This is a genomic window from Candidatus Marinimicrobia bacterium CG08_land_8_20_14_0_20_45_22 (assembly GCA_002774355.1).
Classification (GTDB): domain Bacteria; phylum Fidelibacterota; class UBA2242; order UBA2242; family UBA2242; genus 0-14-0-20-45-22.
On the sequence record PEYN01000182.1, the window covers coordinates 1 to 3,867 of the forward strand.

The following is a 3,867-nucleotide window of genomic DNA, read 5'->3' on the forward strand; positions in this document are numbered from 1 at the left end:
AAATGATAAAAAGAAAAATAAAATTTACGGATCGATGGTGTTGATGATGATTGCATATCAGTTATGATGTAATCCATTTAATTTCCGTTTGACGAAGCGTTTGAATAGCCATTGAGGGATTTGGACACCATAGCTCGTGGTCGCTGGGATATCGCTGATGGGTAAGATCATGATCGGGAGTCGTTGTCGTCGCATGGCTTTAATGGATAGATCCTGTCCACGATCAGGCGTTTACCTTGGGCCAGGGTGACGCGGATACGACCCTGGTGCTTGCCCTTATCAATGGCATCTGCTTCGCGGGCGACGCGCCACCCGCCCTTATCCGCCCATACATACCCCGGAGTATCCATTATATCCCACCATTGTGAGCCCCGGTTCCCAAGCCGTGAGAGGCGGCTGGTACTTTACCCGTCCGGGGGTGCCGGGTGAGTCGGAGGTCTCCGATATTATCGCCTCGGTAGCGGGCGGGAGCGTTATCCCCAGATGGCGAATACTGCCAGCGCCCCGATAAGGATGCCGGCAGAACAAAGTAGAGCCAGTTTGATTGCCTCCATTCCGCTTTTGATCATTAGGTCGTTGAAATTAGGCGGATTGGTCTCCGGATAAACTCGATACCCGGCGGGCCTTTTGTCGGTATGCGGTAGAAGATTTCTTACCTCTCCCATTTCCTCCTCCTCTCAAATCAACGGTTTTACCTTTGCTGAGTGTTGCAAGCAGCGGCTTGGGTTTGCGACAACGCCGGTTGGGTAGCTCCGCAGATAACTCCACCAGGAGCCGGGTGAGCTGATCCCGCATATCGCTGACCATGTGATATGCTTTTTCTATCGTCGTCATTTTAGCTTTTTCGGAAGGGGAATCGTCTAAATTGAATTGTCGAAAAAGGATAGGATCATAAAATGAGAAAAATGAGGATGCATTATTTACGCCCAGCGCGTTCATGATCCGAAGGAGCGTGGTGACATTGGGCGCTCGTTCTTCGCACTCGATTTCATTGATCATTTGCCGGCTGATGCCCATGCGTCGGGCCAGCTCCGATTGATTGATGCCGATCCTAGCACGCGCGTCGGCAATGGCTTGACGGTTAAATTTAATCATGTAAAATCTTTCTATGGATATTTAGGTTCATGGGATGGGGATATTACACGCTAAAAAGAGCTTGTCAATAAGAAAAACACAATATCACATGAAATAGTTTGATGCCAAAGATAAATCCTAATTTTAGCAATAGGTTATCTATGGTTGTATTTAAAGAGCAGGGGATGACCAAGACCCGTTTTGCTGAAGATAATAAAATACATATCAATTCAGCCACGAGTTACTTAGAAAACGGCGTAGTTCCGGAATGGCCAATACTCATCCGTATATGTGATAAATATAAATTGAGTCCATATTGGTTGATCATCGGGAAGGGACCGAAAAAGCTATTTGAAAAAGATGAGGGTCCCGAAGAATCCGAAAAAATATTTGAAACAGCTCAAATTGAAAAAGAGGACGCCCCCATCATTCCGGTAACGGACAAACAATTTTATCAGGACATCATCCGGATGCTGACCGAAAATCAGCGATCTCTTGCTGATGAAATGCGCAGGTGCATCCATAAACAGGAGAATATGGAAGCCCGCCTGGAGCGGCTCGAAAGCCCGCAGGCTCTGGGATATGAAATCCGGGAAGGAAAAAAAACCCCGACGATCAACGAATCGAAAACATGATCATCAATCGGCACTCAATATGGATCAATGGTTGCGGTCTATTTAATCCGATTCTATTATTTAATAAGGACAAAAGAGATGACGGATGAACCCGATCCCAAATTACTTAGAAAAGGTTATATCGTTATCGGCGTTGTGGTCGCGGCATTTTTTCTGACAAAATACTTAATGGATAAAACACCATCCAAAATTGCCAAATCAAAACCCGTAGAAATCGCAAAGCCGCTCCCAAATCCCTTTGCGCCGTGCGTCACCGTGAAAGGATATGTGGCGGCATCGAGCGAAATTTTGTTGGATCGGATGAATACCATGATGCTGAATAAAGATGATAAGGCGGCCGCGTTGCTTTGGGATCAATTTAATGATGATATTATATTCTTAAAAGGAGGGGATGAAGTATTTGTCGAGGATCGCAAAATCTTTTCGGGGAAATTAAAGATCCGCCCGCAAGGACAAACCTGGGCACTCTGGACCGTGACCGAAGCGGTGAAATGCCCATGAAATCGCCTACCCGATGAGTTTTTACCAGCTCAAAGATGGGCGGTGGGTGGTGCAATATCGGAGCCGGACGGAGCCGGGGCGGATGGTGCGGGAGTATTTCGGGCGGGGCATCCATGGCGCGACAAAGGCTAGGGCACGGCATGAGGCATTATTCGGTTCGGGCAATCAAAGAGCGGCGGCGCCGATCGGAATGCCGTTTTCCGAAATCGCCTCCGCCTATTTGCAGGCCAATTCCGGGCGTCTGCAGAAATCCTCAATCGATTGCCTAATCTATAAATTATCCGGGATGATACTGCCTGAAATCGGGCATGTGGATATCTATCACATCACGCCCCAAATCATGGATCTATATGTCCAAAAGCGCATCGCAAAAGTTAAGCGGAGCACGGTGCATCGGGAATTGAGCGACATCATCGCCATCCTCAACTGGGGCGTTTCGCGGGGCATGATCCGGGCCAATCCGCTTGCCGGATACAAAAAACCATCCAGGGATGACGAGATCATGCAGCCGCCATCCGGGGGAGAGATTGAGGCGCTGATCGAACATGCGCCGGAGCATTTGCGGCGGGCGTTGATCATCGCCTATTATACGGGTTTGCGTCCAGGGAGAGCAGAGTTATTCGGGATCACCTGGGAGGATATCAACTGGGCGGATGAGACGATCATGATCCGATCGGCAAAAAAAGGCGGGCTTAAAAGCCGGATTGTGCCCATCCATCCGGATCTGGCCCGCCGGCTGATGAGCTGGAAAAAATATGATAAAAAAAATAATCCCGGATCGAATCATATCATCTATTATAAAGGGCGTCCGGTGGCATCATTGAAAACCGCATTCAGGACCGCCAAAAAAAATGCCGGGATTACCCGTCGGCTGACCTTTTATAGTATGCGGCACGCCTTCGCCACATATCTGCTCGGCGAATCGGCGGATCTCAAGATGACCTCACAGATCATGGGGCATTCCAGCCCGGAGATCACCATGCGCGTCTATCAACACGGCAGCATGGCATTGGCCCGGAAAACCATTGAAAAATTACCGACAATCAATCATGAAACTTGACGAAAAGATATTGATACAACGGTACAACATGTTGTACCGGAGCGAAATATTAAACATAATAATATTATATAGTTAAATTAAATATGTGCGTTCGCAATGCCGAGGTCAGGGGTTCGATCCCCCTCATCTCCACCAATAAAATCAATGAGTTAGGAAAATGGTGGATTGCGGGAAATGGTACAACGTGTTGTATCAATCCGGGTCCGGTTTGGGGATGATCCACCGGGCTTTATTGGGTCTCACATCGATATGAGTAAAGCCCGGATAGCGGCCGATGCCGTAGCGATCCGGGTATAGGCGTTCCAGGTAATCGGCGATGATGTCCGCACCGATACCGGAGATCCAAATGTCTGCCGCCATGGCCTTCATGTGATAGCTATCGTTTGCGCCTCCGATGCGCTCATTATATGCCGGACACCGACACCAGGAGTTCGGGATCACCGGACGCCCGAAAAATGCTCGAATATCTTCTAAGACCTCCAATAACTCCCAGTCCTGGGCAAAAAAGCCGCATCCGCATTTGCAGGCTGCTTCGGATCTGGAAAAATGGGTGATGGTCATTTGCTTCGTTGCCATATTTTTGTGCGGACACATAGG

General features: G+C 48.5%; 6 protein-coding genes. 3 read left to right on the forward strand and 3 right to left on the reverse strand.

Annotation, left to right across the window (positions count from 1 at the left end):
* Positions 1–167 precede the first annotated feature (167 nt).
* On the reverse strand, positions 168–350 hold the full coding sequence (locus COT43_10365) for a hypothetical protein (GenBank protein PIS27464.1): 183 nt from the start codon (positions 348–350) through the stop codon (positions 168–170).
* A 232-nt stretch (positions 351–582) separates the two neighbouring features.
* Positions 583–1,095, reverse strand: coding sequence for a hypothetical protein (locus tag COT43_10370; protein PIS27465.1), 513 nt, complete (start codon positions 1,093–1,095; stop codon positions 583–585).
* A gap of 140 nt (positions 1,096–1,235) precedes the next feature.
* On the opposite strand from COT43_10370, the gene COT43_10375 reads away from it, so the two are divergent.
* Genes COT43_10375 through COT43_10385 form a run of 3 tightly spaced genes read left to right on the forward strand, consistent with a single transcriptional unit; the run spans position 1,236 to position 3,270 of the window.
* A complete protein-coding gene (locus COT43_10375) occupies positions 1,236–1,709 on the forward strand; it encodes a hypothetical protein (protein PIS27466.1) in 474 nt (157 codons plus the stop codon).
* Between the two features lie 27 nt (positions 1,710–1,736).
* Positions 1,737–2,210: a hypothetical protein gene (locus COT43_10380; GenBank protein ID PIS27467.1), complete on the forward strand. Its 474-nt coding sequence runs from the start codon at positions 1,737–1,739 to the stop codon at positions 2,208–2,210.
* 13 nt (positions 2,211–2,223) lie between these two features.
* Positions 2,224–3,270, forward strand: coding sequence for a hypothetical protein (locus tag COT43_10385; protein PIS27468.1), 1,047 nt, complete (start codon positions 2,224–2,226; stop codon positions 3,268–3,270).
* A 192-nt stretch (positions 3,271–3,462) separates the two neighbouring features.
* Here COT43_10385 and COT43_10390 read toward each other — a convergent pair whose 3' ends face one another.
* Entirely contained in the window at positions 3,463–3,831 is a 369-nt protein-coding gene (locus COT43_10390) for a serine/threonine protein kinase (GenBank protein PIS27469.1), read from the reverse strand.
* Positions 3,832–3,867: the final 36 nt, after the last annotated feature.